22 protein-coding genes are annotated in these 23853 nt (G+C 71.9%); 10 read left to right on the top strand and 12 right to left on the bottom strand.

Translation table 11 applies throughout. The annotated features are described in order from the left end of the window. Positions 1-26: 26 nt before the first annotated feature. Entirely contained in the window at positions 27-1076 is a 1050-nt protein-coding gene (locus ACFFRH_RS32450; RefSeq protein ID WP_350949064.1) for an aldo/keto reductase, read from the bottom strand. A gap of 100 nt (positions 1077-1176) precedes the next feature. On the opposite strand from ACFFRH_RS32450, the gene ACFFRH_RS32445 reads away from it, so the two are divergent. Both ACFFRH_RS32445 and ACFFRH_RS32440 read left to right on the top strand, forming a co-directional pair. Further along, positions 1177-1644 carry a MerR family transcriptional regulator gene (locus ACFFRH_RS32445; protein ID WP_386161205.1) on the top strand — a complete coding sequence of 156 codons (468 nt, stop codon included), beginning with the start codon at positions 1177-1179 and terminating at the stop codon, positions 1642-1644. A 293-nt stretch (positions 1645-1937) separates the two neighbouring features. Then, a complete protein-coding gene (locus tag ACFFRH_RS32440) occupies positions 1938-3161 on the top strand; it encodes an alginate lyase family protein (RefSeq protein ID WP_344746323.1) in 1224 nt (407 codons plus the stop codon). A 215-nt stretch (positions 3162-3376) separates the two neighbouring features. On the opposite strand, the gene ACFFRH_RS32435 is transcribed toward ACFFRH_RS32440, so the two are convergent. Then, positions 3377-4690 carry a YncE family protein gene (locus ACFFRH_RS32435; RefSeq protein WP_344746324.1) on the bottom strand — a complete coding sequence of 438 codons (1314 nt, stop codon included), beginning with the start codon at positions 4688-4690 and terminating at the stop codon, positions 3377-3379. A gap of 400 nt (positions 4691-5090) precedes the next feature. Between ACFFRH_RS32435 and ACFFRH_RS32430 the strand changes: the two genes are divergently transcribed. Beyond that, a complete protein-coding gene (locus tag ACFFRH_RS32430; RefSeq protein ID WP_344746325.1) occupies positions 5091-6059 on the top strand; it encodes an aldo/keto reductase in 969 nt (322 codons plus the stop codon). 159 nt (positions 6060-6218) lie between these two features. Here the strand turns inward: ACFFRH_RS32430 and ACFFRH_RS32425 are convergent, their stop codons facing one another. Beyond that, positions 6219-6878, bottom strand: coding sequence for an HAD family hydrolase (locus ACFFRH_RS32425; protein ID WP_344746326.1), 660 nt, complete (start codon positions 6876-6878; stop codon positions 6219-6221). A gap of 493 nt (positions 6879-7371) precedes the next feature. On the opposite strand from ACFFRH_RS32425, the gene ACFFRH_RS32420 reads away from it, so the two are divergent. Next, positions 7372-8448: a methyltransferase domain-containing protein gene (locus tag ACFFRH_RS32420; protein WP_386161204.1), complete on the top strand. Its 1077-nt coding sequence runs from the start codon at positions 7372-7374 to the stop codon at positions 8446-8448. Between the two features lie 56 nt (positions 8449-8504). On the opposite strand, the gene ACFFRH_RS32415 is transcribed toward ACFFRH_RS32420, so the two are convergent. Continuing rightward, a complete protein-coding gene (locus ACFFRH_RS32415) occupies positions 8505-10775 on the bottom strand; it encodes a sigma-70 family RNA polymerase sigma factor (protein WP_344746328.1) in 2271 nt (756 codons plus the stop codon). Between the two features lie 48 nt (positions 10776-10823). After that, positions 10824-11156 carry a YciI family protein gene (locus ACFFRH_RS32410; RefSeq protein ID WP_344746330.1) on the bottom strand — a complete coding sequence of 111 codons (333 nt, stop codon included), beginning with the start codon at positions 11154-11156 and terminating at the stop codon, positions 10824-10826. Between the two features lie 291 nt (positions 11157-11447). On the opposite strand from ACFFRH_RS32410, the gene ACFFRH_RS32405 reads away from it, so the two are divergent. Beyond that, positions 11448-12149 carry a DUF998 domain-containing protein gene (locus ACFFRH_RS32405; RefSeq protein WP_344746331.1) on the top strand — a complete coding sequence of 234 codons (702 nt, stop codon included), beginning with the start codon at positions 11448-11450 and terminating at the stop codon, positions 12147-12149. Positions 12150-12409: 260 nt separating this feature from the next. Here the strand turns inward: ACFFRH_RS32405 and ACFFRH_RS32400 are convergent, their stop codons facing one another. Further along, entirely contained in the window at positions 12410-13045 is a 636-nt protein-coding gene (locus ACFFRH_RS32400; protein WP_344746332.1) for a DUF998 domain-containing protein, read from the bottom strand. Between the two features lie 553 nt (positions 13046-13598). Here ACFFRH_RS32400 and ACFFRH_RS32395 point away from each other — a divergent pair. From ACFFRH_RS32395 to ACFFRH_RS32385, 3 genes are all read left to right on the top strand, one after another. Next, entirely contained in the window at positions 13599-14414 is an 816-nt protein-coding gene (locus tag ACFFRH_RS32395; protein WP_344746333.1) for an SAM-dependent methyltransferase, read from the top strand. A 565-nt stretch (positions 14415-14979) separates the two neighbouring features. Continuing rightward, complete coding sequence (locus ACFFRH_RS32390; protein WP_344746334.1) at positions 14980-15549, top strand: gluconokinase; 570 nt, start codon at positions 14980-14982, stop codon at positions 15547-15549. Next, positions 15546-16919: a GntP family permease gene (locus ACFFRH_RS32385; protein ID WP_344746335.1), complete on the top strand. Its 1374-nt coding sequence runs from the start codon at positions 15546-15548 to the stop codon at positions 16917-16919. The genes ACFFRH_RS32390 and ACFFRH_RS32385 overlap by 4 nt, the downstream gene beginning before the upstream one ends. Before the next feature lie 44 nt (positions 16920-16963). Here ACFFRH_RS32385 and ACFFRH_RS32380 read toward each other — a convergent pair whose 3' ends face one another. Then, positions 16964-18877, bottom strand: coding sequence for an FUSC family protein (locus ACFFRH_RS32380; protein WP_386161203.1), 1914 nt, complete (start codon positions 18875-18877; stop codon positions 16964-16966). Positions 18878-18887: 10 nt separating this feature from the next. After that, a complete protein-coding gene (locus ACFFRH_RS32375; protein ID WP_344746338.1) occupies positions 18888-19682 on the bottom strand; it encodes an SDR family NAD(P)-dependent oxidoreductase in 795 nt (264 codons plus the stop codon). A 188-nt stretch (positions 19683-19870) separates the two neighbouring features. Here ACFFRH_RS32375 and ACFFRH_RS32370 point away from each other — a divergent pair, with 188 nt between their 5' ends. Beyond that, positions 19871-20146 (top strand): O-methyltransferase, encoded by a 276-nt coding sequence (locus ACFFRH_RS32370; RefSeq protein WP_344743390.1) that lies wholly within the window; start codon positions 19871-19873, stop codon positions 20144-20146. A gap of 60 nt (positions 20147-20206) precedes the next feature. Here ACFFRH_RS32370 and ACFFRH_RS32365 read toward each other — a convergent pair whose 3' ends face one another. The 3 genes from ACFFRH_RS32365 to ACFFRH_RS32355 form a co-directional block, all read right to left on the bottom strand. Then, positions 20207-20716 (bottom strand): DUF4396 domain-containing protein, encoded by a 510-nt coding sequence (locus ACFFRH_RS32365; protein ID WP_386161202.1) that lies wholly within the window; start codon positions 20714-20716, stop codon positions 20207-20209. A 233-nt stretch (positions 20717-20949) separates the two neighbouring features. Next, positions 20950-21519 carry a carboxymuconolactone decarboxylase family protein gene (locus ACFFRH_RS32360; RefSeq protein ID WP_386161201.1) on the bottom strand — a complete coding sequence of 190 codons (570 nt, stop codon included), beginning with the start codon at positions 21517-21519 and terminating at the stop codon, positions 20950-20952. 135 nt (positions 21520-21654) lie between these two features. Then, complete coding sequence (locus ACFFRH_RS32355; RefSeq protein WP_344743392.1) at positions 21655-22110, bottom strand: winged helix-turn-helix transcriptional regulator; 456 nt, start codon at positions 22108-22110, stop codon at positions 21655-21657. 162 nt (positions 22111-22272) lie between these two features. Between ACFFRH_RS32355 and ACFFRH_RS32350 the strand changes: the two genes are divergently transcribed. After that, positions 22273-22983, top strand: coding sequence for an SDR family oxidoreductase (locus tag ACFFRH_RS32350; RefSeq protein ID WP_386161200.1), 711 nt, complete (start codon positions 22273-22275; stop codon positions 22981-22983). A gap of 271 nt (positions 22984-23254) precedes the next feature. Here the strand turns inward: ACFFRH_RS32350 and ACFFRH_RS32345 are convergent, their stop codons facing one another. Next, on the bottom strand, positions 23255-23845 hold the full coding sequence (locus ACFFRH_RS32345) for a phosphoribosylanthranilate isomerase (RefSeq protein WP_386161199.1): 591 nt from the start codon (positions 23843-23845) through the stop codon (positions 23255-23257). Positions 23846-23853 lie beyond the last annotated feature (8 nt).

The following is a 23853-nucleotide window of genomic DNA, read 5'->3' as shown; positions in this document are numbered from 1 at the left end:
CGGGCGCGTCCGGGGCACGTCCGGGGCTAACCCGCGGCGCGTTCCGTGAGCGGGCGCCGCCGCCGCGCGGTGTCGGTCAGCGAGGGCGGGCGCCAGGCTCCGTCGGGCTGGTACAGGTTCGTCCCCGGCGGCACGATCTCGTCGATCCGGTCGAGGGTCGCGTCGTCGAGGGTGAGCGAGGCGCCCTTCAGCAGCCCCTCCAGCTGGTCCATGGTCCGCGGCCCGGTGATCACCGAGGTGACGGCGGGATGCGCCGCGGCGAAGGCCACGGCGAGCTCGGGGAGCGAGCAGCCGATGTCCGTCGCGAGCTCGACGAGCTTCTCGACGACGTCGAGCTTGGCGGCGTTCTCGGGGATCGAGGGGTCGAAACGCGCGGGCGTGAGCGAGGCGCGGCCGGTGGAGAGGTCGACGGGCTGCCCCTTCCGGTACTTGCCGGTGAGGAACCCCGAGGCGAGCGGGCTCCAGGTCAGCACGCCCATCCCGTAACGCAGGCAGACCGGCAGGACGGCGGCCTCGACTCCCCGGGCGATCAGCGAGTAGGGCGGCTGCTCGGTCCTGAAGCGCTGCAGCCCGCGGCGCTCGGCGACGTTGTGCGCCTCGACGATCTCCTCGGCCGGGAAGGTCGAGCAGCCGAAGGCGCGGATCTTCCCCTGGTGCACGAGGTCGCTCAGCGCGGAGAGCGTCTCCTCGATGTCGGTCGAGTGGTCGGGGCGGTGGACCTGGTAGAGGTCGATCCAGTCCGTTCCCAGCCGCCGGAGGCTCTCCTCGACCTCCTTGATGATCCAGCGCCGCGAGTTGCCGCTCCGGTTGGGGCCCTTGCCCATCCGGAAGTGCACCTTGGTGGCGAGCACGACGTCGTCACGGCGCCCCTTGAGCGCCTTTCCCACGATCTCCTCGGACTCTCCGGCGGAGTACATGTCCGCGGTGTCGACGAAGTTGACGCCCTGGTCGAGGGCGGCGTGGATGATGCGGACACAGTCGTCGTGGTCGGGGTTGCCGACGGCGCCGAACATCATGGCTCCGAGGCAGTGGACGCTCACCTCGATGCCGGTGCCGCCGAGGACGCGATAACGCATGGGTCGGGCTCCCTTGATGGTCGTTCCGGACGTGGTGTCGCGACGCCCCGCATCGTAGGATCTAGAGCCGACTCTAGGTCAAGTCCGTATTCTGGACGGCATGGGCACAACGGGTCTGAGCATCGGACAGGTCGCCGAGCGCACGGGGTTGAGCGTTCACGCGCTGCGTTTCTACGAGCGCGAGGGCATCCTGGCCAATCCCGTCCGGCGTGACCCCGGCGGGCGCCGCGTCTACGGCGAGGACGACGTGGAGTGGCTCACCCTCTGCATCATTCTCCGCGCCTCCGGCATGCCCCTGCCCGCGATCCGCCAGTACACGGAGATGGTGCGGCGGGGAGACGGAAACGAGGAGGAGCGGCTCGCCCTCCTGCGCCTGCACCGGGAGCGGGTGACCGCCCAGATCGACCAGCTCTCCCGCTGCCTGGACCTGATCAACCACAAGGTCGGGGTGTACGAGGACATCATCGACCGGGGAGCCGCCGGCCACGAGTGCGTCGCGCCGCCGTCACCGGAGAACAAGACGGAGAGCAAGCCGGGGAACGAGACGGAGCGCGCGGAACGGTCCTGAGGGAGAGCGGTTCCGAGGAAATTCCGGGGAAAGAGGAAACCGGGCGAGGAACAACTCTGGCGGCGTCGGCCACCAAGGTCCCGCGAGGCTCGGGCACGCCTGACACGCCTGACACGCCTGACACGCCTGAGGGGAACGCCACGAGGCCCCCGGCAAGACCCTTAAATGTTAGGAAACTTTCCTAAAGATATTGACGGATCGCTGTCGAGGTCGGTTGGATGGGCGGTCATCGAGGCCCCCGGCCGAGACCTCTCGCCACCCCCTTGGCCTGCCAGGCCAGCGAGGAGTTCCCCATGCTCAGACGCATCCGAACGACGGCAGCCGCGATCCTGGGTGCCACGGCGCTCGCCGTCACCGCCCTCTCCGCCCCCGCGGCCGGTGCCGCGCCGCTGCCGAACCTCCCGGCCACGCGGACGCAGGCCGCCCCGGCGACCTTCACCCACCCGGGAGTCCTGGTCAGCAGGCCCCAGCTCGACTTCGTCCGCTCGAAGGTCAACGCCGGTGCCCAGCCGTGGAAGGGCGCCTTCGACCAGATGATGGGGCACTCCCTGGCGTCGCTGTCGCGGACCCCCAAGCCGCGCGCGATCGTGGAGTGCGGCTCCTACTCCAACCCCAACAACGGCTGCACCGACGAGCGCCAGGACGCGCTCGCCGCGTACACCATGGCGCTGGCCTGGTACATCACGCAGGACAGCAGGTACGCCCAGAAGGCCATCCAGATCATGGACGCCTGGTCCGCGGTGATCAGGGACCACACCAACAGCAACGCCCCGCTGCAGACCGGGTGGGCCGGGTCCTCGTGGCCCAGGGCCGCCGAGATCATCCGCTACACCTACACCGGCTGGCCCGCCGCCTCCGTCAGCCGCTTCTCCACCATGCTGCGCACCGTCTACCTGCCGAAGATCATCAATGGCTCCAACAGCAACGGCAACTGGGAACTGAGCATGATGGAGGCCGCGCTCGGCATCTCCGTCTTCCTCGAGGACCGGGCGAGCTACGACAAGGCCGTGGCCAAGTTCCGCGGGCGGGTGCCGGCCTTCATCTACATCTCGTCCGACGGCGCGCTCCCCAAGGCGCCTCCGGGGAGCGGCATCGACACCCGCGCCGAGATCATCGATTACTGGCAGGGCCAGTCCACCTTCATGGACGGCCTCACCCAGGAGACCTGCCGCGACTTCACCCACACCGGGTACGGGCTGTCGGCCATCTCGCACTTCGCCGAGACCACCCGGATCCAGGGGCAGGACCTCTACCCGGAGATCAGCGAGCGGCTGCGCCACGCGCTGGGCATGCAGGCGAAGTACCAGCTCGGCGCCGCCGTGCCGTCCTCGCTGTGCGGGGGCACCCTCCACCTCGGGCTGGGACCGGTCACCGAGGTCGGCTTCAACGCCCTGAACACCCGGATGGGCATCGCGATGACGAACACGCAGCGTCTCACCGAGCAGCAGCGCCCGGCCGGGACGAACGTCCTCTTCGTCGCCTGGGAGACCCTGACCCACGCCGCCAACCCCAGCTGACACCGACCCCCCGAGGGGCCGACCCGGCCGACCGGGCCGGCTCCTCCCGCGCGTGAGAGTTCGCGCGCATGATGGCGTACGTCCACCACCACCCCGATTCGGCCCCTCCCGCGCGTGACAGCTCGCGAGCACGATGCCGTACGCCCCGCCCCGGGAGCGTCCTCCCGGGGGCGGGGCGTACGGCGACACCGTGCCGAGGAGCCGCTCGGGTCCGGTCAGTCCGTACGCCGCACGCGGATGCCGTGGGCGTCGGCCCGCTGGACACCGCCCGCGTCCACGTTGGAGATCCGGATCAGGCCCTCGACCGTGCCCTTCTTACCGTCGCCGGTCAGTTTGAGGATGAGCATCCCCGGGTCGCTCCCGTGGGAGGAGTGCGGGTCCCCGGAGAGCGGGTTCGGCCCCCGCGTCGAGGCGAAGGCCCACTTGTGGTCCGGGGAGACGGCGAAGAGGTCGACCGTCGGATCCGCGCTGAACGGCGAGACGAGGTCGACGGTGCCGACGTGGGCGCCGCTCGCCCCGTCGAAGACCTCCGCGACGTTGGCGTCACGGTCACCGGCCCACACGTGATGCTCCCCGGCGGAGGCGAGGACGCCGTGGGCGTCGCGCTCGGGCGAGTCGTCGTCGAAGAGCGCCTGGACCGCCGGGGTGTTGGGCGGGTTGGCGGGCGAGTAGCCGCCCATCGGCAGCCTGAAGACGCTGAACTGGTCGAGGTTGGCGGGCGTGCCCCCGCCCCCGTTGCCGAAGACGGTGCCCTTCGCCTCGATGAACCCGCATCCGTTCGCCGGGATCCTGGTCGCGTCGTACTCCCCCACGATCGACATCGGCGTCGTGTGCCAGTCGACCACGAGCATCCCGCCGCCCCGCAGGCTGACGAAGACCGGGCCGTTGTCCGAGGCGATGAACGGGCAGATCGGCGCGTTGTCCGGCCGGAGCACGGGCGACTGGCACGGCACGCCGTTCGGGGTGGTGCAACCGGCCAGGTCGATCGTCGCGGCAGGCTGCTGGACGAAGGTGTTCGAGGCGTAGTCGGTGCTGACGCGCTCCAGCTTCTTGCCGTTCTGGTTGGAGACGATCAGGTATCTGTCGTCCTCGGTGGGCCAGAGGGCGTGAGCCTGTCGTGCCCCTCCCGCTCCGACCTCGGTGAGCAGGCAGGTGAGCGGCTGCCGGGTGCGGGCGTCGAAGACGACCACGTGGCCGCTGGCGACGAAGGCGAGCGCGGCGTGGGTGTCGGCCTTGTTGAAAACGATCATGTGCGGGCGTACGGGCACGCTGCCGGTCCTCGCCAGGCAGAGGGACGAGGTCGCGCCGCCCAGGTCTATGACGTGGACGGGCCGCGCCGACGACAACTGCTTGGTGACGTCACGCCCGGAGTACACGCTGACGGTGCCACCGTGGGCGAGCCCGTTGGTATTGGACTGGTCGACGAGCCACACCTCGTACGACTTCTCGGCCGCCTCCTGGAACGGCGCTCCCGCGCCCAGGACGAACAGCGCCAGCACCGCGACGATCGCGGCCCGCCACTTCCCCATACGCCCTCCAGAACCACTCCTGCCGGAGCATCTCCCCGTACCCCTGTGGAGCCGACTGTTTTTCACCTTTGGCCCCACATCCTTATAAGTCTAGAAATCGTATGATTTTCAAAGAAAGCAGGTCAAGACTCCCCTACTCCACGGGATGACGGATTTTCAATAAGCAACTAAACCTCCACAGGAGGAAAAAGAAGATATAACACCATTTCGATACATAAAGCCGTGAGCGGCCTCGGCGATGATAACCGCCGCCGGTGCGACACGGTGCGACACGGTGCGATGGAGACGGCGGCCGGTGACCCGGTGCGCCGCGGTTCGGGGCGGCGTGCCGGAGCTCGTGGACTCCCCGTGCCCGAACGCTCCGAAAGCCCCGAGCGCCGTGGTCGCTATATTGGGTGCAATGAACGCGCTGGTCCGACGCCCTCTGGGCCAGACCTCCCTGTCCGTGACACCGCTCGGCCTGGGGCTGGCGGCCCTCGGCCGCCCCGCCTACATCACGCTCGGCCGCGCCGAGGACCTCGGCGACGACCGGGACGTCGCCGCGATGCGGTCGCGCACCTGGGCCGTGCTCGACGCGGCGTGGGCGGCGGGCATGCGCTACCTCGACACGGCGCGCTCGTACGGGCGGGCGGAGGAGTTCCTCGCCGGGTGGCTGCGCGAGCGCGGGATCGCCCCGGGTGCCGCCACGGTCGGCTCGAAGTGGGGATACGCCTACGTCGGTGACTGGCGGCTGGAGGCCGAACGGCACGAGGTGAAGGAGCTCACCGCCGACCGGTTCCGCGTCCAGCTGGAGCAGACCCGCGCGCTGCTCGGCGAGCACCTCTCGCTCTACCAGATCCACTCGGCGACGGCCGAGAGCGGCGTGCTCGACGACGAGGGCGTGCTCGACGGGCTGCGCGCGTTGCGGGCCGAGGGGGTCGCGATCGGGCTGTCGACGAGCGGGCCGCGCCAGGCGGACACCGTCGACCTGGCGGTCGAGGCCGGGCTGTTCGACACGGTGCAGTCGACGTGGAACCTGCTGGAACGCTCGGCCGGCGAGGCGCTCGGGCGAGCGTACGAGGCGGGGATGGGCGTGATCGTCAAGGAGGGGGTGGCGAACGGCCGGTTGACCGTCCGGGCGGCCCCCGCCGCGCTCGTGGCCGCCGCGCGCGAGCGGGACACCACGCCGGACGCGCTCGCCCTCGCGGCCGTACTCGCCAGGCCGTGGGCGGGAGTGGTGCTGAGCGGCGCGGTCTCGGCCGGGCAACTGCGCGACAACCTCGCCGCGGCCGGGATCGAGTGGGACGCGGAGCTGGAGCGGCGGTTCGCCGGGCTGGCGGAGGAGCCGGAAGACTACTGGGCGAAGCGCGGCTCCCTGCCCTGGAGCTGATCACCCCCGGCCCAGGACCCCACCCCGGTGCCGCGCCGGACCCGGTGCCGTGTCAGGCCCGAGACCTACCCGGCCCCGGAATCCTCGCCGGGCCCGGAATCTCCCTTCTCCGGGGGCGCGCGACCTCTGGGTGCGCGACCTCCGGGTGCGCGCGGCGGCTCAGGGAGGCGCGCGCAGCGGGGTGCGGCCGAGATTGCCGATCAGCTCGGGAAGGGAGTCGAAGACGTGGCCGGCCCCGGCCTCGCGAAGCTCCTCGGGCGAGAAGCCTCCGGTGCGGAGCCCGATGCCGGGTATGCCCGCCCTGCGGGCGGCGAGGAAGTCCCAGGTGGAGTCTCCCACCGCGACACCGGACGCGCCCTCGACCTTGGCGAGTGCCACCTGGAGCAGGTCGGGCGCGGGCTTGGTCGCCTCGACGTCCTCCGACGTGGTCCACGCCCGGCAGCGTGACCGGCCGTCGATGAGGTCGAGGAAGTGCTCGACGTGCTGGGGCTTGCCCGACGAGGCCAGCACGACGGTGAACCCGCGCCCGCCGAGCTCGTCCAGGAGTTCCGTGGCTCCCTCGAAGGGCCGTATGTCGTCGAGGAACACGTCGAACTCCTCCACCCACGCGTCGCGCAGCGCGTCACCGTGCCGCCGCTCGACGTCCTCCCCGGCGAGGGCGGTCACCAGCCGGTCCCCGCCCATGCCGATGTGCCGGTGGATGCGCCACACCGGCAGCCACACGTCGTAGCGCCCCAACGCCCTGAACCAGGCGAGCGCGTGCTGGTAGTTGGTGTCGACCAGGGTGCCGTCGATGTCGAGGATGGCGGTGTCGGCCATGTGGGGGATGTGCCCTCGCCCGTACGACGTCATTCGGAACGGCGTCCCCGGGATTGGGGAAAGAACCTGCCTGACGCGCTTTGCGAAGAAGGCATCGCGGGTGTCGCGGGCGTCGTCCTCGGCCCGGAGCGCCGACGCCCCTCGAACGGTCCCCGGGTGCCCCTCGGGGGAAGAGGACAGCGGGACGAAGCTCGGCGGGGCGCTCACCGGGCGTCGGTGCCACAGACCGCCGGCCGCGCCGGGCACGTGCTCGCGTTACGGTCACCTCCGCCTCCGGTTGCGTACGCGGCTCCGATCACTAAGATTCTCGGCATGACGTATTCGTTCTTCTTCAACCTCCGCTAAGCCCCCGTCGGCGAAGCGAGGCACACCCCGTCGTCGACGACGCGGGGCGGCGTGGCGCCGTCCCGGGCTGACGTGGGAGAAGAACGATCACTATGCGCATTCGCGCGAGTTTTCTCACCGCACCGCGTCCCAGCGCCCTCGCCGTCTCGTGACGGCGGCGCGTCTGGTGGCGCGGTGCGTTCACGGGCTGGAGTCGACGGTCGCGGCCGAGATACTCCAGCTCGGACTCGGAACGGTCACCCATCTGGGGCATCGCGAAGTCCACTTCCGCACGTTCCGTTCGGGCCCGCGAGCGCTCGGGCTGAGCACGGCGGACGACGTGTTCCTGCTCGCCGCGCAGCGGCCCGACATCGGCACGACCAAGCGGGACCTCACCGAGCTCGCCCGGCTCGCCGACACCGCCGACATCGGCACGCTGATGCGGCTGCGGGAGGAGCAGGGAGGTTCCGGCGCGGTCACCGGGGTCGAGGTGTCGGCGTCGTTCCTGGGCAGGCGTACCTTCAACCGGTACGACGCCGAGGACGCCGTCGGTCAGGTCCTGGCGCGGCGGCTGGGGATCGGCTACCACTCGCGGCGGGCGGGCGTCGGTCCCCCGCCCGCGCACAGCGGGTGGCGGCTCACCCTCGACGGCACGCGGGCCACCCTCATGCTGAGGATCACCGACCGGCCCCTGCACCGGCGCGCCTACAAACAGCGCTCCATCCCGGGGACCCTGCATCCTCCGCTGGCCGCCGCGATGGTGCGGATGGCCGACATCCACCCCGGGCACACGGTCCTCGACCCCTGCTGCGGTGCCGGAACCCTGCTGATCGAGGCCGGGCTCCACCAGCCGCGGGCCCGTTTCCACGGCTTCGACCTGGCCTCGGAGTCGTTGCGGGCGGCGAAGGAGAACGCGGCGGGGCTGCCGATCTCCATCGACCAGGCCGATGCCGGTCACCTGCCGCTACCGGGTGGCGGCATCGACCGTGTCCTGTGCAATCCCCCCTGGAACGGCCAGGTCGCCGCGCGGGGCCGGCTCTCCGGCTCCTCCTCGCACTGGTGGGCGGAGTTGCGCCGCGTCCTGGCGCCCGGCGGCATGGCCGTGGTGCTGCTTCCCGAGGCCGGTGACATCGCGGCCGGGATCCGGCGGCGGTTCGTCCCGCTGCGCGTGCAGCGTGTCCGGATCTCCGGCGCGCAGCCCTTCCTCGTCCAGTTCGCGGCGCCCGACGAGCAAAGGGGGTCGTGAGGAGAGGGACACGTGTCACGGGGTCCGTCCGGCGGGAGGAGCGGCCGGACGGTCCCCTAGCGGGTCCTGAGCTGGTCGAGGGTGTGGCCGGTGGCCCGTTTGAACAGGTATTCGGCCCGTTCGTAGGAGAGCCTGCGACGGCCGGTCTCCGGACACAGGTCGCCGGGCGCCGGAGGCCGGCCGGGGCCGGGCCTGCGGTCGGACAGGAAGAGCGGGCCCCGGCGACGGCCCGCGACGAGGTACGGGAGGAGTTCGGCGGTACCGGAGCGCCAGTGAACCCAGCCGGATCCGGTGGCCGCCCTCCCGCGCCTTCCGGCCAGGTCGAGATCCTCGACGTTGAGCGAGAGCACCGGGCCCGCTCCGGCCGCGCTCTCGTGGAGCAGCACCCACAGTGCGCGCTCGCGCGGGGCGATGTCCGGACGCTCCCAGAGCGCCTCGACCTGCGGCCGGTCCATGGGGTGGGTGCGCCCCCGGGGTTCGGGCCTGCGTCCGAGCCCCGCGGCCAGGTCGCGGAGCACTCCACCGCCCAGGTCCCCGACCGGTGAACCCCGACCGGCGGCCCGCGTCCCGGCTCCGGAGGTCGGGGGTTCCTGGGCGGCGGCCCAGGCGCAGAAGGAGCGGACGGCCCCGCGGTGACGGTTCCAGGTGGCGGGGGCCGCGTCTCCCCACGCGGCGCCGAAGATCTCCGCGACCCGCGTGGCGGTCACGTCCGGCAGCGGCGTGTCGTCACCGAGGTCGCGGCGCAGCCGGTTCATGGTCTGGCGGTAGGAGCGGACGGTCGCGGCGTCCAGGTCGTCACGGGCGAGGAAGGCGCTCGCGGCCTCGGCCAGGGTGACGACCGTCCTCGGCACGGCCTTTCGAGTGAGCCCTTCCGGAGTGACCGTCTCCGGCTCGCCCGTCTCCAGCCCGGCCGTCCTCGCCCCGGATTTTCCTCGCGCGACCGTTCCCGGCCCGGCCACCTTCGGTCCGGCCACTCCGGATCCGTCCGTTCCCGGCCCGGCAGCCCCCGGTCCGGCCGTTCTCCGCGCGGTGACATCGGCGCAGGCCGCGGCGCGTCCTGTGAGGATGGCGCGTTCCGGTCCGTTGAGGGTGAGGGCGGCGGCGCGTTCGAACTCCCGCCGGGCCTCCTCGTGGCGACCGAGCCTGGCCAGCAGGTCACCGCGCACGCTGGGCAGGCGGTGGTAGCCCTTGAACACCGGTTCGCCGACCAGCGTGTCGGCGAGCGCCAGACCCGCTTCCGGGCCGCGGGCCATGGCCAGCGCGACCGCGCGGTTGAGCTGCACGACAGGAGTGGGCAGCACCCGGGCGAGCGCCTCGTAGAGGGCGGTGATCTGTGTCCAGTCGGTCTCCTCCGCCGTACGGGCCCGCGCGTGGCAGGCGGCGATGGCGGCCTGCAGCACGTACGGGCCGAAAGGCGCGGCGCACTGCCTGGCGCGCAGCAGGGCGGCGAACCCCCGGCGGATGAGGAGTTGGTCCCAGCGCCCGCGGTTCTGCTCGTGCAGCGCGACGGGCTCCCCCGACGCTCCCGTCCTCGCGGCCGACCGCGACGCCTGGAGCTCCATCAGCGCGACCAGGCCGTGCACCTCGGCCTCGCCGGGCGCGAGTCCGGCCAGCAGGCGGCCCAGGCGCAGCGCCTCCTGGCAGAGGTCCTGACGCATCCAGTCGTCACCGGCAGTCGCCGCGTACCCCTCGTTGAACACCAGGTAGACGACCCCGAGAACCGACGACAGGCGCGCCGCCCGGTCAGGCCCCTCCGGGACCTCGAAGGGGATCCGGAGGGCGGCGAGGGTGCGCTTGGCCCGGACGACGCGCTGCGCGACGGTCGGCTCGGAGACGAGGAACGCGCGCGCGATCTCCTCGGTGCGCAGCCCGCCGAGCAGTCGCAGCGTCAGAGCCACCCGGGACTCGGCGGACAGCGCCGGGTGGCACGAGACGAACATCAGGCGCAGGACGTCGTCGCCCACCTCGTCGTCGAGGGCCGCGTCGATGTCGGCCTCGGCGGTCCCGACGGCCCCGATGCCCCCGGTCGTCCCGGCGGTGTCCTGCCGGGTGGCGAGGTCGTGGGCGATCTGCTCGTGCCTGAGGCCGAGCCGCCCCTCACGGCGCAGGTGGTCGATGGCGCGACGCTTGGCGACGGCCATCAGCCAGGCACCCGGGTTGTCCGGGACGCCTGCCCCCGGCCACTGTTCGAGGGCGGCCAGGAGCGCGTCCTGCGCGAACTCCTCGGCCAGCCCCACATCGCCCACCATCCGGACGAGCCCGGCGACGATCCTCGCCGACTCCATCTTCCAGACCGCGTCGACCGCGCGGTGGGCGTCTCCGGACATCACGTGCTCGATGAGAGCACCCTCCGGACCGGGTGCGCAAGCGCCCGGTCAGTCCCCCGGGCCGAAGACCTGCTGGATGTCCCCCTCGCCGTCGCCGACGATCCTCCAGAAGCCCCGGGCCAGCTCGACGGCCTCCTCCTTCGAGCGCGCCTCGACGAGCGCGAAGCTGACGATGGCCTCCTTCGCCTCGGTGAACGGCCCGTCGGTGACGGTGATCTCGCCGCCGGAGGACGAGATGTGGGTGCCGGCCGGGTCCAGGCCGCCGGTCGCCAGCAGCACTCCCGCCTTGGTCATCTCCTCGATGAAGGCGGCCATCTCGGCGTGCATCGCCTCACTCGGGGGCGCCGTGTCGCCGCCCTTGGACGTCATCAGGAATCGCATCGCCGTATCTCCTTCGGGTGGTCAGGTGACCGATCCTCGCCGGTCCTCGGCCACGCGTCGAACGGATCGGCCGGAAATCGACACGCGTCACCCGACCTGGGCCGTGACCGGATGTGACAGGGAATGCGATGTGACAGGGAATGCCCGCCGGATCCAGGTGATCGCAGCTCAGGGGTGCACTGGAGGGGAGGCGTCGATTCCCGCCCCTCCCGTTCGACGCGTCAGCGAGGCCGGGCGAACCGGCGGACCGAGAACGGCGACGGACCACCGTCACGCCGAGAGGAAACAGACATGACCGCCATCCGGCCCGGCATCGCCACCGGTTCCAGCAGCGACTCCACCGGTGGCTACGTCACCGGTCCCCTCGCCCCCGCGACGCGCGTGCTGCTCGCCTGCTCCGTCGCCGCCGCTCCCCTCTTCGCGGTCGTGTCGCTGGCGCAGGCCTTCACCCGCGACGGGTTCGACCTGACGCGCCACCCCCTGAGCATGCTCGCCACCGGCGACCTCGGCTGGCTCCAGATCGCCAACTTCCTGCTCAGCGGCGCCCTGACGGCCGCCGGGGCGGTCGGCCTGCGCCGCGTCATGCGCGGCACGCCCGGCGGTACGTGGGCGCCCCGGCTGATCCTGGTCAACGGCGTCACGATGGCCGCCGCCGGTGTCTTCGTGATGGACCCGGGCGACGGATTCCCCGCGGGTACCCCCCTGGGCCAGACGGGCACGCTGAGCTGGCACGCGCTCATGCACATGGTCGCCGGGTCCATCGCGTTCACCGCCCTCATCGCCGCCTGCTTCGTCCTGGGCCGCCACTTCTCCCGCGCCGGTCGCCCCGGTTTCGCCGCGGCCTCGCGGCTCAGCGGGCTGGTCTTCGCCCTCGGGGACGGCTGGGCGATGTCGGGCGGGCGGGCCGGTTCGCTGACCCTGGCCGTCGGCGCGATCACCGCGATGGTGTGGATCTCCGTGGTGGCGGCCGACAAGCGGGCCGCGCTCCGCTAGGGCCGTGCCCCACCGGGACCGCCTCCGCGGGCCGGGGCTCCCTCGTGACGCGAGGGAGCCCCGGCCTTTCCCTTCCCACCTGCCCACCTGTCTCGCCCCGGTCCCGCACAGGCTTGTCCGGTCTCGGACCGTCCCGCAGCGTGCCGGTCCCCACCTCGGCTCGTCCCGTACGCGCCGGTCCCCGCCTCGAGGCGTCCCTGTGCCGCACGGGCTTGTCCCGCCTCCGGCCTCGTTCCGGACGGTGGAGGAGATCTCCGGCCCTAGGTACGGCTGACGACGGCCGCGTCCGGAAGGCCGCGCATCACGCGGACCGCCAGGGCCGCCACGAACGCGAACAGGACCGCCGACGCGAGCAGCAGCCGCACGCTGAGGCCCTCCGGATCGGGCCACGCGGTGAGCACCAGGGCCGCGACGGCGGTCCCCGCGCACGCCGCGACCCAGCCCCACCACCCGAGCGCGGCGAACCGGCGGGCGAACACCAGGCATCCCACCGTCATCCCGCCGACCGCCGGCATCGGCCCGAGACCGTGCACGGCACCGTGCCAGCTGATCTCGGGTGCCCCGGCGGGAGCGCCCGGCGGGTACCCGGCGCCCGCGTCGGTGACGAAGACCCCGCCCACGATCAGCCCGGCCCCGAGAAGGCCGACCAGCAGCGGGCCCCAGGTGCCGCTCCGGCCTGGACGCAGTGCCCGCCGCATGCCGACGGCGCAGGCCACGTACAGCACGCCGGTCACGGTGAAGTTGACGATCTGGATCCAGCCCAGATCGCCGAGACTCAGCAGGCTGATCGGGTGGTGGCCCAGGTCGTACCCCTCGCGGGTGAACGCCTGGATCAGCACCACCGCGACGAACAGCGGGCCTGCGACGACGCCGCACGCCGGCAGCTTGTACTTCACGGCTCTGTCTCCTCGCCGGGCACCCCTGCGGTGCCACTCGGCGGGGACGTCGGAGCAACCTGCCCCGTTCCGGACATCCGCTCGTCACCACCTCGCGGGAGCCTCACGGATCCGGCCCTCCGCCGTACGCACCCGGCCGGATCCGTGGGGCTCCCGCCCCGGGCCGCGCATTCGTTCTCGGCAAAAGCCCCGCCCCGCAGGAACGCGTTTCGGGTGGCTGAATGTCGCGTATTTCGTGCCAATACTCCGTCACCTCCGCCGCGAGTCGGCCGAGTCGCGGGTCCGAAGAAAACGGCATCCGAGGAGACGGGTGGAGAACGGTGATCGGCGGGCGTGTCCGTGCCGCGCCGCCAGTACTCCCGCCCGATCGCCGCCTTTCCCGTGCCTCGGAGGGCGTTCGGGGTTCGTCGCTCTTCATCACGTGAAATGGCAGCCGCATAAGGGCTTCACGATGACCGTGGACGCGCAGTTGATTTGCCTCGAACATCACGTTTGTGATCGACTACCTCCCGTCCCATTCGATGCGAATACCTCATGAACGGATCCCGCCCCCATGAGTACCTCTCGCGAATCCGACTGGCAGCCCGTGGAACTCGACGCCGGCCGGCCTCATTCGGCCCGCATCTGGAACTACTGGCTGGGCGGGAAGGACAACTACCCCGCCGACCGCGAGGCCGGGGACATGGTCGAGGGGCTCATCCCCGGCATCGTCGACTCGGCCCGCGCCGACCGGGCGTTCCTCGGCCGCTGCATCAAGCACCTCGTCACCGAGGCGGGGATCCGCCAGTTCCTCGACATCGGCACGGGCCTGCCCACCGCCGACAACACGCACGAGGTGACGCAGCGGCTCGCCCCGGAGTCCCGGGTCGTCTACGTCGACAACGACCCGCTGGTCCTGGTCCACGCCCGCGCCCTGCTCGTCAGCAGCCCCGAGGGCGCCACCACCTACATCGACGCCGACCTGCGCGACCCCCACCACATCCTGCGGGTCGCGGCGGAGACCCTCGACTTCACCAAGCCCGTCGCGCTGATGCTGCTGGGGATCCTGCACCACCTCACCGATGACGAGGAGGCCGGGAAAGTCGTGCGGGACCTGGTCGACGCCGTCCCGCCGGGCAGCTACCTGGTGATCGCGCACGCCACCGCCGAGGTGCACGGTGACGCCATGCACGAGGCGATGCGGCGGTTCATGGAGCGGGGCGGCACCCCGATCGTGGCGCGCGACCGTGACCACCTCGCCTCGTTCTTCGACGGCCTGGACCTCCTGGAGCCCGGCGTGGTCTCCTGCTCACGCTGGCGCCCGGAGCACACGCCGTGGGGAGAGCCCGCGGAGGTGTCCCAGTTCTGCGGTGTCGCCCGCAAGCCCTGACACCTCTCCCCCGCCCCTTCCGGCCCCATTCCGGCTCTCCCCCCCGAGGGCCGTCCTCCACTCCCCCGCCCATGCTCCCCCGGACCCGCCTGCCCCGCCGAACGATCCCAGGGGCGGGAGGGTTCCAGGCCGGTACACCGAACCGCCGTGCCCACCGTGCCCACCTGGCCTGCCTGGCGAATCCCGAGGCCGGAGCCCGGGAGCCGGGGACGGCGGGAGTTCCCGCCGCTCGCGTGCGGCCACGACGCCGGCACCCGTACGGTCACCGGCCGGTCCTGACGGGCTCCGGGGTGTGGATCACCGCCCCGGACGCCCCGCGCGGAGCCGGGCGGCCCGGGTCGCGGCACCTGACCGGTGACGAGGTCACCCGACGCGACCAGCGCGCCGAGTTTATTCGGGGCGCTCCGGTGCAGTCCCATAGTCGTCCGGTCGTTACCCCTCACAACGACTGAACATCCCAAAAAGGGAAGTAACAGTACAAAACGTGATTTACAACCTTTAACTCTGGGTGCAGATCACTGATCCAGTCAGGCTGTCGCGAAGATCGACATGGGAGGCCGTCTCCATGAACCCCACTCAGGATCCCGCCGCACCACCCCCCGGCGCCGCGCTGCTCGTCGTCATGGGGGTGACCGGTTCCGGCAAGACCACCGTGGGCGCCGCCCTCAGCCAGCGGTTACGGCTGCCGTTCGCCGACGCCGACGACTTCCACAGCGAGGCGAACATCGCCAAGATGTCGGACGGGATCCCCCTCGACGACGAGGACCGGCTGCCCTGGCTGCGCGCGATCGGCGTCTGGCTCGCCGAGCACGCCGCCACCGGCGGCGTGGCGAGCTGCTCGGCACTCAAACGAAGCTACCGGGACATCCTGCGCGAGGCCGCACCGACGGTGACCTTCGTCCACCTCCACGGCGAGATGGACGCCGTACGCCGGAGAGTGGCCGGCCGCCCGGGACACTTCATGCCCGCCTCGCTGGTCGAGTCGCAGTTCAAGACCCTGGAGCCCCTGGAGCCCGACGAGCGGGGGATCGTCCTCGACTTCGCCATGTCCGTCGACGAGCTCGTGGACGCCTACCTCGCCGCGACGGCCGAACCCGGAAACCGGGACGCCGGCGAGGCCGGGAGCGCGAGGTGAGCCCCCTCCTGACCGCGCTCGCCGAACCCGCCGCCACCTCCCCCGGCAGGCTCGTCCCCGCCGCGCTCGTCGGCATCGCGCTGATCGTCGTACTGATCACGTACTTCAAGCTGCACCCCTTCCTGAGCCTCACCCTCGGCTCGCTCGCGGTCGGAGCCGTCGCGGGCCTGGCGATGACCGACACCATCGCCGCCTTCACCGACGGGTTCGGCAGCACCGCGGCCGGTGTCGGCACCCTCATCGCGCTCGGCGCGATGTTCGGCAAGCTGCTCGCCGACTCAGGCGGGGCCGACGAGATCGTGGACACGATCGTCGGCCGGTCCAGCCCCCGCTCCCTGCCCTGGGCGATGGCCGCGGTGGGCGCGCTGATCGGCCTGCCGATGTTCTTCGAGATCGGCCTCGTGCTGCTGATGCCGGTCATCTTCCTGGTCTCGCGCCGCTCCGGGGTCTCGCTGATCCGGGTGGGCATCCCCGCGCTCGCGGGTCTTTCCGTGATGCACGGGCTCGTCCCCCCGCACCCGGGCCCGCTGGTCGCCATCGACGCGCTCAAGGCCGATCTCGGCATCACGCTGGGCCTGGGCGTGCTCATCGCCGTCCCGACGGTCGCCATCGCCGGGCCGCTGTTCGCCAAGTACGCGGCCCGCTGGGTGGACGTACCGGCACCGGAGCTCTACGAGACCCGGCCTCCGGCGGAGGACACCCGGCGGCCGTCGTTCGGCGTCACCCTCGCCACCGTGCTGCTGCCGGTCGTGCTGATGATGGGCAAGGCCCTCGCCGACATCCTCGCCCCCGAGGGCAACGTGCTGCGCACGGTCCTCGACTTCCTCGGTACGCCGCTGGTGGCGCTGCTCATCGCCGTCATCGTGGCGATGTTCACCCTGGGCCTCGGCGCCGGCATGGACAGGAAGGGGGTCGCGAAGTCCCTGGAGCAGTCGCTGCCGCCGATCGCGGGCATCCTGCTGATCGTGGCCGCCGGCGGCGGTTTCAAGCAGACGCTGATCGACACCGGGATCGGCGACCTCATCGCCACGTGGGTGGAGAACAGCGGCCTGTCGGTGCTGCTGCTCGCCTGGCTGGTCGCCGTGCTCATCCGGCTGGCCACGGGCTCGGCGACCGTCGCGACGGTCACGGCCTCGGGGATCCTCGCCCCGCTGGTCGCCAACCTCAGCGTCGGGGAGACCTCGCTGCTCGTGCTCGCCATCGGCGCGGGCTCGCTGTTCTTCTCCCACGTCAACGACGCGGGCTTCTGGCTGGTCAAGGAGTACTTCGGGCTCACCGTGGGCCAGAACATCAAGACCTGGTCGGTGATGGAGACGATCATCTCGGTGACCGGCCTGGTGTTCGTCCTGCTGCTGAGCCTGTTCATATAGCCCTCGCGACAGGTCGGTCCTCGCGCGACACGGTGCCGGTCAGGTCAGCCCCGGCGGTCACCCGACACCGTGTCGCGCAGGCCACGGACCGCGGAGTGGACCCGTTCCAGGGACTCCTCCGCGCAGAGCCCGGGGTCGCCGGGGTCGCTTCTCTCCCGGATGTTCCCGGCGATGTCCTCCAGGCTGCCCGCCAGCGTCCATACGGCCGCCTCCGGCGGCGGCGGCGCGCCGCGCTCGGTGCACGCGACGGTGACGGCGATCGCGTCGGCCACCTGTTCCAGCGCTGCCATCGCGGGCATCCAGGTGGTGACGCGTCGGCTGATCACGGGAGGTTCGGCCAGGGCCCGCTGGAAGACCGTCCGCAGGTCGCCCAGGGCGTCGTACACCCCGCGGCGCAGCCGCGCCCTGCCGGCGTGTTCCGTGTCGAACGCGTGCCGCAGGTAGTTCGCGGTGGCCGCCACCGCGTCGGCGAGCCGCGGCCCGACCGGCGCCTCCCAGCTCGCCGGCCACGGCAGGTATCCCAGCACCAGGACGATCACGCATCCGATCAGCGTGTCCACCATCCGGATCCTGCCCAGGTCGGGGCCTCCGTGGGTCAGCAGGTCCACCAGGAGCAGGACCAGCGACGCCTGGAAGGTCGACATCAACCCCCAGTTGCGTTGCAGGCCGTACGGCATGAGCGCCGCGCACACGGCGATGGGGACCAGGAGCAGCGGACCGTACGGCACCAGGACGAGCAGGAGGGTGCCGATCAGCGCGCCCACGAAGGTGCCGAGCGCGCGTTGCACGGCGCGCACGAACACCGACCCGAAGTCGGGCTTGAGCACCAGCGCGACGGTCAGCATCATCCAGTAGGACCGTTCGAGCCGGCCGGACGCGCTGAACGCGGCGGCGACGCCCATGCAGAGCGCGAGCCGGACCGTGTAGACGCGGACGAGGTGGCCCCGCCACATCTGTTCCAGAACAGAGAGGGCCCGGGAGCGGTAGCCGACCGGTTCGTAGGGCAGCTGGTCCGCCGCGACGTCGCCGCCGGACACCAGCTCGACGGCTCCCCGCACGGCGGAGCAGAGGGCGCGCGCGGCGGGCGAGCCGAGCTCGCAGGGCGGCATCCGGGGCGCGGGCCCACCGGCGAGCGCCCCGGCGACGGCCCTGACGGCGGACGCGGCCTCGGCGGGCGGCTCGCGTCCCTCGTAGCGCAGCGAGAGCAGCGCGTTGCGGATCAGCGAGGCCTGGTTCAGCAGGGCGACCAGGCGGGTGCGATCGGCATCCAGCCCCGCCGCCGGGGAGCGGGCGCCGAGCACGACGTCGTAGCCGCGCTTGAGATCGGTGTCGAACGCCGCCAGCGCGGGGGCGTCGCGGTCGGAGAACAGCCGGTCGAGAGCCTGGTAGACCTCCATCACGGCGCCCCGTTCCGGCGCCCGGGGATGGAACGGCCAGTCGGCGACCGCCAGCACGATCACCCACAGCACGCCCAGCAGGAAGGCCAGCGCGTTCGTCTCCGACGCTCCCGGCAGTCCTATCCCGGTGGCGATCACCGTCATCACCAGCAGTTGCAGCCCGGCCGCCGAGCCCGTCGCCCCGCCCGTGCTGACGAACGCGGACACCACCGAGACGGCCACCACGACCGGCACGATCCACCAGCCGTGGCCGCGGACCATGGACCCGACGAGATACCCCAGCGCCCCGGCGACACCGGCCGCGCCCATCAGGACGATCCTGGCCCGGTACGAGCCGCCCCGGTCGGCGATGCCGGCGTTCATCGCGCCCAGCGCGGGCAGCAGTCCGGTCGTGACGTTCCCGGAGACGAACCCCAGCAGGAGCGGGACGGTCACCGCCACGGCCAGGCGCAGCATCGGCCACCACCGTAGCGGCGCGGGCGCGGGCCTCACCGTCTCGACCAGCCAGCCGGGTGCGGCGTCGGTCAGCCGGTCGGCGGCCCGCCGGAAGAGCGGGGGCATCGCTCGCCGCTCAGGGGAGGATGGCGTCGACGTATCCCCCGTCGACGCGCAGGGCGCCGCCCGTGGTGGCGGAGGCCTGCGGCGAGCTGAGGTAGACGACCATGTTGGCGATCTCCTCCGGCTCGATCAGCCGCTGCAGGAGCGACTGCGGGCGGTGCTCGCGCATGAAGACGCGCTGGGCCTCCTCCCAGGGCAGGCTCCGGTCGACGAGCCCGTAGACGAAGTCCTCCACCCCGCCGGTGTGGGTGGGGCCGGCGATGACGGAGTTGACGGTGACGCCGCTGCCCGCGGCCTTCTTCGCGAAGCCGCGCGAGACGGCGAGGAGGGCGGTCTTGGACATCCCGTACTGGATCATCTCGATGGGGGTGACGATCGCGGAGTCGCTCGCGATGTACTGGACGCGGCCCCAGGAGCGCGCCGTCATCCCCGGCAGGTAGGCGCGGGTGAGGCGGACCGCGGACAGGACGTTCACCTCGAAGTAGCGGCGCCACTCGTCGTCGGTGATCTCCAGGGCGTCCTTCGACTCGAAGATCCCGAGGTTGTTGACCAGGATGTCGACGTTCGGCAGGAGGTCCACGGCGCGCTCCGCGCCCTCCTCGGTGGCGAGATCGGCGGCGAGCGGGACGACCCGCGCGCCGGGGACATTGGCGCGCAGCACGTCGGCGGCGACCTCGACCTTGTCGGGTTTGCGGCCGTTGACGGCCACTGTCGCGCCCGCCCGCGCGAGGCCGGTGGCGATGGCCGCCCCGATGCCCTGGGTGGATCCGGTGACCAGCGCCGTCCTGCCGGTGAGATCGATATGCATGCGTCACGTCCTTGGCGCCCGGCGCCCGGCGCGCGGCCGCCCGCCGGTGCGGGCGCCTCACGACCTGGCGATATGTCGTCCTGCTGATCCGGTGTTCGTTCCCGTGTCCGCCGGGGCGGAACGTGCGGACGGTGATCGTCTTCACGAAACAAGTCCAGGTGACAGTGATTTTTCCTGATAATGCCCTCATGTCACTGCTAGGCACCGAGGCGTACCGGAGCGAAACCGGCCTCCCACCCCTCGTGGCCCGCGCGGTCGAGGCCGCCGCCGACCCCGGGCGGTTGCTCACCCCCGGTGGCGTGCTGGTCGTCGACGACTTCACCCCGTCGGCCACCTGGCCGCCCGAGCATCTCGGGCGGCCCGACTCCGCCCGCGTCCACTGGCTGGAGCATCCGGCGCTCCGCGCCGTCGACCTCCCGCTGTCCGGGGACCTCAGCACCGTCGTCGGGGTCCGCCGTCCCTGATCCGATCGGATTCGACGATCTCCCGGTGGTGGAACGGTCTCTCAGCGGCAGGACTGTCTCTCAGTGGTGGTAGGCGTGGACGACGGCGTGCCCCCTGCCCCGGCCGATGACCCACTTGTTGACGGGCGTGGTGACCAGGAAGGCCACCGCGAGGGCGAAGGCGAGTGAGCCCCAGAAGAGGCCGGAGGTGAGCCCCGCGTCCATCGCACCGGGGACGACGACCATCACCCCGTTGTCGACGATCTCCATGACGACGATGGACAGGGTGTCGGCCGCGAGCGCCAGCCGCAGGGCCTCGCGCCACTCGACTCCGGCCCTGCGCAGCCCGACCAGGGTGAGCGCGTATCCGAAGAAGAAGGCCAGCGCGACGGCGAGGACGAGGGTGGGCACGTTCGGCCACCCCAGAGCCGTGCCGACCACCATGCCGAGCACCTCACCGATGGCACACCCGGTGAGGCAGTGCAGGGTCGCCGACGCGGCCACCCGCCAGGTCGCCTTCCGCGGATGGTGGCCGGATCCGTGGTGGCCCTCGCCGCCCGGACTGCTCGCGTGCTGCGCCGGTTCGGACATCACGATCTCCTCCTTCACCTGTCGATCGTTTACCGATGCCCAATCTATACCCATGGGGGGTATCTGGCAACGATCGGAGGCAGGCGGGAGGAACCGGCTCGACCCCATCGGGCACAGGGCCTGCGGCGAGCACGGCCACCCGGCCTTCCGGATACGCGAGCGACAGGAAGGCCGGGATACCGGGCGAACGGCCGCCCGGAGCCCCCGGAACGCGGAACGGCGCCGCGAACCGGTCAGACCCCGGCCGTCCCCCCGTCCCAGGCGAAGTCGCGGAACGGCGGGTCGAGGGGGGCGTCGATCAGGCGGTTGGCGAAGGTCGAGATCGTGTACGCGCCGACGCCGAGGACGACCTCAAGGGCGTTCCGCGCACTGTGGCCCGCGTCGAGGAACGCGAGCATCTCCTCGTCGCCGACCGCGCCGCGACGGTCCATGACGGCGACGGTGAACGACCGCAACGCCTCCGACCGCGCGTCCGGGAGGGGTTCGCCGGTCCGGAGCGCCTCGACGAGCTCGGGCGGGGCCTCCAGCCCGACCAGCGTGGCGGTGTGCATCGCCACGCAGACGTGGCAGCCGTTGCGGGTGGCGACCGTCATGATGACGATCTCCCGGTCGACCGGGGCGAGGGTGCTCTGCTCGAAGGTGGCACTCGCCGCCAGGAACCCCTTGAGCAGCTGCGGGGAGGTGGCCATCCGGCCGACCGGCGTGGGGACGTGGCCGAACTTCCGCCGTACGCCCTCGATGGTGGCGCGGGCGTCGGGCGGGGCGCTCTCGGCGGTGTGCGTGACGAAGACGGCATGGGACATGGGGGCCTTCTCTCTTGTTCTCCGGGTCCTCGGACGTGGGCTCCGTGATCGCACTCAGGGCGATATCGTCAACGAGGTTGTCTATATAGTAAAGATGGTTGACGACTTTGGCAACGCCGTATCCCGGAGGGCCGCTCAGGTACCGAGGAAGACCAGGTCGACATCCTCCCGGGGGACGGGCGCGCCGGTGTCGTCGACGAACGCGACGCGCACGCCACGTCCGGTGGACCGGCTGCGGCTCAGCACCGAGGGGCCGGCCTCGTGGGGCCGGTTGGCGTCGCCCCACTGCTGGAGCGAGGCGAGCACCGTCACCAGCTCCTCCCCCGCCGGGGTCAGGTGGTAGCTGTGGCGGACCCTGGCCCCCGGCTCCCGGTAGGGGCGGCGCTCCATGACACCCGCGTCGACCAGCGCGTTCAGCCGGTTGGTGAGCAGGTCGGAGGCGACGCCCAGGGACTCGCGGAAGTCGGCGAACCGGGTCAGGCCCGCGAGAGCGTCCCGGACGATCAGCAGCGTCCACCGCTCCCCAAGCACCTGCAAACTCCGGGCGACGGAGCAGCGCGGTTCGGGTACGCGGTCGATCTTCGTGGGCATGATTCCAGTCTATGCGAGGTTGGGTTTTCCAATCCAGGATGCTAGGTTGGATATACAAACTCAGATGCCGGAGAACCCTTCCGGTGACCCCGTGACGGGGAGACCGTCTCGCGGCGTCCCGGCCACCGGCGTCCTCGGCGACCACCCACGGTAAGGAACATCATGCGGATCAACGGTTCTGTCGCCCTCGTCACCGGCGCCAATCGCGGGCTCGGCGAGCGGTTCGTCCAGGCACTGCTCGAACGCGGCGCGTCGAAGGTCTACGCCGCCGCGCGCAACCCCGACACGATCACCACGCCCGGCGTGGTGCCCATCGCGCTGGACGTCACCGACCCGGCGGCCGTCCGCGCGGCGGCCGACGTGGCGCGGGACGTCACCCTGCTGATCAACAACGCCGGAAGCTCCACCAGGGCGGGGCTCCCCGACGGGGACCTCGACGACTTCCGGCTGGAGATGGAGACCCACTACTTCGGCACGCTCGCCATGAGCCGGGCCTTCGCCCCCGTCCTCGCGCGCAACGGCGGCGGGGCCGTCCTCAACGTCCTGTCGGTGCTGTCCTGGATCGCGCTCCCCAGCAGCGCCGCCTACTCGGCGGCCAAGTCGGCTGCCTGGGCCCTGACCAACGCGCTGCGCCTGCAGCTCGCCGAGCAGAAGACCCTCGTCACCGCCCTGCACGTCGGATACATGGAGACCGACATGGCCGCGCACGTCGACGGGCCCAAGAGCGATCCCGCGGCCGTCGCCCGCGCCGCCCTCGACGGTGTGGAGGCCGGGCGGTACGAGGTCCTCGCCGACGCGATCAGCACGCGCGTCAGGGCCGCGCTCTCCGGCGACCTCACCGCGCTCTACCCGCAGCTGACCGAGACCCGCTGAACAGCACGGGCCGATGAACAGCGCCAGCCGCTGAACAACGCGAGCCGATGAACAGCACCGGCTCCCCCGAACAGGCACCGGCCCCCCGGACGGCTCCGCTCCCGGTCCTCGAACGCCCGAGCCGCCGTCCTCACGGACGTGCCACCGGGTGACCAGACCGGCCACCGGCCTCGTGGACGCGGTGCCGGGTGACCAACCCGGACACCGGCCTCGTGCACACGGTGCCGGGTCACCGGTCCGGACCCCCGCCGGGCGAGCCCGGCCGCGACGCTCAGCCGCCGCGGGCGGCGGTGACGAAGTCCCTGATGAGACCGGGGTCCTTCACCCCGGGCGCGACCTCCACCCCGCTCGACACGTCGACCCCCCAGGGCCGGGCGGCGGCGATCGCGCGGGCCACGTTCGACGGGTCCAGCCCACCGGCCAGCATCCAGCGGCCCTCCGGGCGCCCGCGCACGGCCGACCAGTCCCACGGCTCCCCCGAGCCCGGCCTGGGCGCGTCGACGATGAGCAGGTCCTCGTCGAGAGCGCCGCAGCGCAGGTCGGTGCTCGCGGCCCCCGCGCGCACCAGCGTGACCCCGAGGTCCCTCAGCGCGGTGAAGTCCTCGTGCGGGTGGTCGCCGTGCAGCTGGACGGCGCGCAGGCCCGCCTCCAGCGTGGCAGCCCTGACCTCCTCGGAGGGCTCACCGGCGAACACCCCCACGGTCAGCACGTGCGGGGGGACCGCCTCGGCAAGCTCCCTCGCCCGCGCGGGGGTGACCCGCCGCGAGCTCCTGGTGAGGACGAACCCGATGGCGTCGGCTCCCGCCTCCACGGCGGCCGTCACATGTCCGGGCTCGCGCAGCCCGCAGATCTTCACGTACACCCTGTGTA

It is taken from the genome of Streptosporangium vulgare (genome assembly GCF_042428775.1).
Classification (GTDB): Bacteria; Actinomycetota; Actinomycetes; order Streptosporangiales; family Streptosporangiaceae; genus Streptosporangium; species Streptosporangium vulgare.
The sequence above is the reverse complement of the archived record's forward strand: the minus strand, read 5'-3'. Positions and strand labels throughout refer to the sequence as shown.

Coding starts and splice junctions, on each gene's coding strand:
- ACFFRH_RS32350 (WP_386161200.1), top strand. CDS start 22,273: ATGCGGATCAACGGTTCTGTCGCCCTCGTCACCGGCGCCAATCGCGGG.
- ACFFRH_RS32445 (WP_386161205.1), top strand. CDS start 1,177: ATGGGCACAACGGGTCTGAGCATCGGACAGGTCGCCGAGCGCACGGGG.
- ACFFRH_RS32380 (WP_386161203.1), bottom strand. CDS start 18,877: ATGCCCCCGCTCTTCCGGCGGGCCGCCGACCGGCTGACCGACGCCGCA.
- ACFFRH_RS32425 (WP_344746326.1), bottom strand. CDS start 6,878: ATGGCCGACACCGCCATCCTCGACATCGACGGCACCCTGGTCGACACC.
- ACFFRH_RS32390 (WP_344746334.1), top strand. CDS start 14,980: ATGAACCCCACTCAGGATCCCGCCGCACCACCCCCCGGCGCCGCGCTG.
- ACFFRH_RS32395 (WP_344746333.1), top strand. CDS start 13,599: ATGAGTACCTCTCGCGAATCCGACTGGCAGCCCGTGGAACTCGACGCC.
- ACFFRH_RS32430 (WP_344746325.1), top strand. CDS start 5,091: ATGAACGCGCTGGTCCGACGCCCTCTGGGCCAGACCTCCCTGTCCGTG.
- ACFFRH_RS32370 (WP_344743390.1), top strand. CDS start 19,871: ATGTCACTGCTAGGCACCGAGGCGTACCGGAGCGAAACCGGCCTCCCA.
- ACFFRH_RS32435 (WP_344746324.1), bottom strand. CDS start 4,690: ATGGGGAAGTGGCGGGCCGCGATCGTCGCGGTGCTGGCGCTGTTCGTC.
- ACFFRH_RS32360 (WP_386161201.1), bottom strand. CDS start 21,519: ATGTCCCATGCCGTCTTCGTCACGCACACCGCCGAGAGCGCCCCGCCC.
- ACFFRH_RS32415 (WP_344746328.1), bottom strand. CDS start 10,775: ATGTCCGGAGACGCCCACCGCGCGGTCGACGCGGTCTGGAAGATGGAG.
- ACFFRH_RS32440 (WP_344746323.1), top strand. CDS start 1,938: ATGCTCAGACGCATCCGAACGACGGCAGCCGCGATCCTGGGTGCCACG.
- ACFFRH_RS32355 (WP_344743392.1), bottom strand. CDS start 22,110: ATGCCCACGAAGATCGACCGCGTACCCGAACCGCGCTGCTCCGTCGCC.
- ACFFRH_RS32375 (WP_344746338.1), bottom strand. CDS start 19,682: ATGCATATCGATCTCACCGGCAGGACGGCGCTGGTCACCGGATCCACC.
- ACFFRH_RS32365 (WP_386161202.1), bottom strand. CDS start 20,716: ATGTCCGAACCGGCGCAGCACGCGAGCAGTCCGGGCGGCGAGGGCCAC.
- ACFFRH_RS32410 (WP_344746330.1), bottom strand. CDS start 11,156: ATGCGATTCCTGATGACGTCCAAGGGCGGCGACACGGCGCCCCCGAGT.
- ACFFRH_RS32405 (WP_344746331.1), top strand. CDS start 11,448: ATGACCGCCATCCGGCCCGGCATCGCCACCGGTTCCAGCAGCGACTCC.
- ACFFRH_RS32450 (WP_350949064.1), bottom strand. CDS start 1,076: ATGCGTTATCGCGTCCTCGGCGGCACCGGCATCGAGGTGAGCGTCCAC.